At 77.2% G+C, this 5132-nt stretch carries 5 protein-coding genes; all 5 read right to left on the reverse strand.

Going from position 1 to position 5132, the window contains the following annotated elements; all coding sequences use genetic code 11:
* Positions 1-26: 26 nt before the first annotated feature.
* On the reverse strand, positions 27-1310 hold the full coding sequence (locus ACTHMS_RS11605) for a DUF58 domain-containing protein (RefSeq protein WP_440306821.1): 1284 nt from the start codon (positions 1308-1310) through the stop codon (positions 27-29).
* A 28-nt stretch (positions 1311-1338) separates the two neighbouring features.
* Entirely contained in the window at positions 1339-2313 is a 975-nt protein-coding gene (locus ACTHMS_RS11610) for an AAA family ATPase (RefSeq protein ID WP_440306822.1), read from the reverse strand.
* Positions 2310-3425, reverse strand: a complete 1116-nt coding sequence (locus ACTHMS_RS11615; protein WP_440306823.1) for a DUF4350 domain-containing protein — start codon at positions 3423-3425, stop codon at positions 2310-2312. The genes ACTHMS_RS11610 and ACTHMS_RS11615 overlap by 4 nt, the downstream gene beginning before the upstream one ends.
* Positions 3422-4060, reverse strand: coding sequence for a DUF4129 domain-containing protein (locus ACTHMS_RS11620; protein WP_440306824.1), 639 nt, complete (start codon positions 4058-4060; stop codon positions 3422-3424). Before ACTHMS_RS11620 ends, ACTHMS_RS11615 begins: the two co-directional genes overlap by 4 nt.
* A 21-nt stretch (positions 4061-4081) precedes the next feature.
* The coding region (locus ACTHMS_RS11625) for a hypothetical protein (RefSeq protein ID WP_440306825.1) at positions 4082-5132 on the reverse strand (1051 nt) is incomplete at its 5' end.

Genomic DNA, 5132 nt, shown 5'->3' on the forward strand with positions numbered 1-5132 from the left:
CCGACCTGCCCGTCACCTGACCCTGCCTACAACCGACCGGCGGCCTTGAGCTCGAGGTAGGCGTCGGTGACGGCGGACGCGAACGACTCCGGCGGCCGGTCGACGACGCTGACGCCGATGCCGCGCAACGCAGCGGCCACGGCGCGGCGCCCCGCGAGCGCCACCTCGGCCGCGGCGGCGGCGTAGACCTCGTCGGCGTCGCCGTGGGCCCGCGTCATCGCGCCGACCGCCGGGTCGGCCACCGACGCCACCACCACCTCATGGCGCGCAGCCACCGGCCGTAACGCGGGCACCAGCACGGCCTCGCCACCCGGATCGATCGAACCGAGCACCACCACCAACGAACGCCGCCCGACCTGCGCCAGCACCTGCGTCGCGAGCAGGTTCGGGTCGGTCTCGACGAGCGCGGGCTCGAGCCGGGCCAGCGCGTCCATCACCGTGCGCAGCGCCTCGGCCCGGCCGGCCGCGCCGACCCGCGCCCGCACCGTCACGTCGGCCGCGACGAGCGCGATGCGGTCACCCGCGCGCACCACCACGGACGCGAGCAGCAGCGCCGCGTCGAGCGCCGCATCGAGCCGGGTGCCGTCGTCCAGCCGTCCGGCCGCGAACCGTCCGGTGTCGACGACGAGCACGACCAGCCGTTCGCGTTCCGGACGCCACGTGCGCACGACGACGTCGCGCGAGCGCGCCGTCGCCCGCCAGTCGATCGAACGCACGTCGTCGCCGAGCACGTACGTGCGCAGCGAGTCGAACTCGCTGCCACGACCGCGCACGCGCATCGGCACCGCACCTTCGAGCAGTCGCAGCCGCGCCAGCTTCTCGGGCAGCAGCCGCCGCGAGGGGAAGGCGGGCAGCACCCGCAGGGCCCCGGGCACGGCCACCCGCCGCTGCCGGGCGGCCAGGCCGAGCGGTCCGACCGAGCGCACCGCCACGACGACGGCGCGCCGCTCGCCACGGCGGGTCGGGGTCAGCGTCGTGGCCACCCGCCGACGCTCGCCGGGCGGCACCGCCACCGGCTGCGTGCGGGGCGCCGCCCCGGTCGAGGGCACCCACGCGTCGCGCACGCGCCCGCGCCAGCGACGCCGCCCCTCGTTGCCGATCTCGAGCACGGTGCTCGCCGCGCCGCCGAGCGACACCGACGGATCGGTGCTGCGGGTGAACCGCAGGTCGGTGATCCGCGCTGCCAGCACGAGGTCGGCGAGCACCGCGAGCACGAGCAGCACCAGCCAGCCGACAGCCAGGCCGGCCGACGCCGCCGCAAGCACCGCGCCGACAGCGGCGAGCAGCACCAGGCGTCCGGTGATCACCATGGCGGGTGCGGCCTGTCAGGCACCGGGCTCACCGCGGCGCGGGCACCGAGGCCAGTACCGACTCGAGCACCCGCTCGACCGTGCCGCCCTCCAGTTCGGCCTCCGGGCGCAGCGCGATGCGGTGGCGGAACGTCGGCCGGGCCAGGGCCTGCACGTCGTCGGGCGTCACGAAGTCGCGGCCCGACAGCCACGCCCAGGCGCGCGCCGTCGCGAGCAGCGCGGTCGCACCCCGTGGCGAGACACCGAGCGCCACGGCCGGTGCCGCCCGCGTCGCCCGGGCCAGCTCGACGATGTAGGCGAGGATCACCGGGTCGACCCGCACGGCCTGCACCGCCGCGTGCGCGGCGGCGAGATCCGCGGCCGACGCCACCGGGCCGATGCCCGCACCGGCGAGGTCGCGCGGGTCGAAGCCGGCCGCGTGCGCCGCGAGCACCCGCACCTCGGTGTCCCGATCGGGCAACGGCATGGCTACCTTCACCACGAACCGGTCGAGCTGCGCCTCGGGCAGCGGGTAGGTGCCCTCGAACTCGACCGGGTTCTGCGTGGCGATGACGCAGAACGGGTCGGGCAGCGGCCGCGGCGTGCCGTCGACCGACACCTGCCGCTCCTCCATCGCCTCGAGCAGCGCCGACTGCGTCTTCGGCGGCGTGCGGTTGATCTCGTCGGCGAGCAGCAGGTTGGTGAAGACCGGGCCCTCGCGGAACTCGAACCGGCTCGTGCCCGCGTCGTAGATCAGCGAGCCGGTGACGTCGCCGGGCATGAGGTCGGCGGTGAACTGGATGCGCGTGGTGTGCAGCCCGGACGCCGCCGCGAGCGCCCGCACCAGCAGCGTCTTCGCGGTGCCGGGCACGCCCTCGACGAGCACGTGCCCGCGGCACAGCAGGCCGATGAGCACGCCGGTCACCGCGGCGTCCTGCCCGACCACCGCCTTGCCCACCTCGGCGCGCAGGCGCTGCAGCCCCTCGCGGGCACGGGCGGAGGCAGCGGCGGCGTCGTCGATCACGGGGCCATGCTGTCAGTCGCGGACGACCGCGCCCGCGCGGCCCGCTCCAGCTCGGCGAGCCGCGCGGCCAGCCCGATCAGCTCGGCGTCCGTGCGCGGCGCGGCACCGGCCAGCAGCCCGGCCGCCGGCAGCCCGGTCGTGTCCGCCGCGGCTCGCGCGACCTCGTCCGCCCCCGCACCGGGCGGCAGTCCCAGGGCGTGGACGAGACGGTCGAGCGACCCCGCCCGCAACGCCGCCGCCGCGCGGTCTCTGGCGCCGGCCCGGCGGTACAGCCGGCCATGGCCGACGACGAGCTCCGCGGCCGGTACGACCACCGGCAGCGGCTCGGTCACCACCGGCCCGAACCGCCGCCCCCGCCAGAGCGCGAGCAGCCCGCCGACGACCACGAGCAGCCACACCGCCACCCGCTCGACGCCGGCCGGCACGAGCTCCCACACCGACCGCGTCGGCGCCCCGGTGTCGGCCAGCGCATCGAGCCAGGTGACCGACCGGACGCGTCCGGCGTCGGTGATCGCGTTCAGCGCCAGCGCCGCCGCGCCGGCCCGCGCCAGGTGGTCGTTGCGCAGCAGGTCGCGCGAGCCGAGCACCACGAGCACCGCGCCCGCGCCGGCCGAGCGGGCGTACGGGCCGCCGTTGCACGACAGCCCGCCCGCGGGTGGCGACCATCGTGCGGTGCCGTCCGGCAGGTCGACCGGTCCGGCGACCGCACCCGCCCAGCCGCAGCCGGGGTCGGTGCGTCCGCCCCCGGCCGGCAGCGGGCGCCAGCCCGGCAGCAGCCCGGGCGACGGGTCGACGAGCACCACCACCTCCGCCCTGCGCCGCAGCGTCGCCAGCGCCGAGCGCGGCAGGGTGTCGGCGAACGGCACGAGCACGGCACCGCCGGCCGCGTCGACCGAGTCGGCCGTGCGCACCGACACCCCGTGCGCGCGCAGCAGCACGGCGAGCGCCTTGCCGCCGTCGTGCGCGGCGGAGTCCGGTGCGAGGGGGCGGCCGGCCGCACCGGTGACCACGCCGACGCCCACCGCGCCGACGACCACCACGACGGCGACCACCAGCCACCACCGCACCCGTGGCCACACCGGCCGCCGCTGCGGTGCCACCGGCTCGCTCACCACGGCGCCGCCAGGCCCGACGGCGCCACCGGTTCCGCGCGCACCGGACGCGCCGAGGCCGCCGCCGCGGCCGCCTCGCGTGCCGCACCCACGTCGCCGTCGGTGGCCGCGCGCCCGCCGAACCAGATCTCGTCGAAGGCCCGCGCCGCGGCGGCGAGGACCTCTGCCGCGTCCGGCAGCAGCGGGCCCGCCTCGGCCGCGATCGCCGCACCGGTACGTCCGGGACGCGGGGTCAGCACGCCCCGCTGCTCGATCGTCGCGACGGCGGCGCGCAGCCACTCGCGCACCGCCTCGGCCAGGCGCCCCGCCGCCTCGTGCGCGCGCGCCTCGGCGCGGTGGTCGACCGCCGCCACCGGACGCAGCGGGTCGGCCGTGCCGGCAGCGCCCCGCGCCGTGCGCCCGCCGCGACCCGCGCGCACGACGGCGTAGCCGACGACCAGCGCGAGCAGGACGAGCACGACGAGCAGGGCGTTGCTGCCGGTCGAGCCGGACAGCAGCTCGGCCAGGCGGTCGCCGGCCCATTGCAGCGCCTTCGTCGCCAGCGACGGGTCGTCGCGGTGGTACTCGGCGTGCCGCAACTCCTGCTCCGCGGCCGCGCGCGCGTCAGGCCCGGAGACCGGCAACGGTGCGGGCACGGGGCGCACGGGAGCGTCCGCTCAGAACGCCGAGGTCGCGATCGGGCCGGCCGCGCCCGGGCCGCCGGCCGCGGCCTGCCGTGCGGCCATCTGCAGCTGGATGTCCAGGCCCTCCTTGCGCATGCGCAGGTCGACGTAGAGCAACGCGTCGACGCCGCAGCGGATCGGCGTCACGATCGTGCCGACGATGATCTGGCCGATCGCCGTCAGGATCACCGGCAGCACCAGCGAGTGCCCGGCCGTCCCGCCGTCGAACAGTCCCGCGAGGGCGAAGGCCGCGATCGTGAACGGCGCGCTGAGCAGGCCCCCGAGCAGCGTGACCACCAGGTAGCCGAGCGCGCGGATGCCCCACACCCGCCAGAACGTGCCGTCGACGAGCGCCTTCGAGCGCGTCAGTGCACGGCCGACGCCGAGGTCCTCGACCATCATCGCGGGCACGGCGACGGCCCAGATGCCCCAGAGCCAGATGCCGGGCGCGAGGCAGAGGAACAACCCCAGGATCTCGACGACCGTCGTCGCCACCGCGATGCCGACGATCGCCCCGAGTCGCGGACGCACCCGACGCCACACCTGGCCGACGTCCATGCGCACGCCGAGCACGTCCTGGGTGATCGCCACGGTGAGCATCCCGGTCAGCAGCGCGCCGGCCAGCAGACCCGCGAGCACCCCGACGAGCTGCACGCCCTCGGTGCCGAGCAGCGGGCCGAGATTCGAGTTCCCGGACGAGTTCACGTCGCCGAGGCTGATCCGGTCGAGGCTGCGCAGGCTGATCGCCGTGGCGACGGTGTTGATCACCGCGCTGACCACCGACACCAGCGCCGACAACCCGAGCATCACCTTCGGGTTGCGCCGCAGCAGCCGGAACGCGCCGTCGAGGATCTCGCTCGTGCCCAACGGACGCAGCGGGATCACCCCGGGCTGTGGCACCGGCGGTGGCCCCCACGGCGGCGGGTACCCCGCGCCCGGCGGCGGGCCGTACCCGGGCGGGGAGCCGTAGCCCTGGGGCGGGCCGTAGCCCGGCGGTGGGCCGTAGCCGGGTGGCGGTCCGTAGCCGGGCGGCGGTCCGTAGCCG

The organism is Jatrophihabitans sp. (assembly GCF_051960575.1).
Classification (GTDB): domain Bacteria; phylum Actinomycetota; class Actinomycetes; order Mycobacteriales; family Jatrophihabitantaceae; genus JBQCEE01.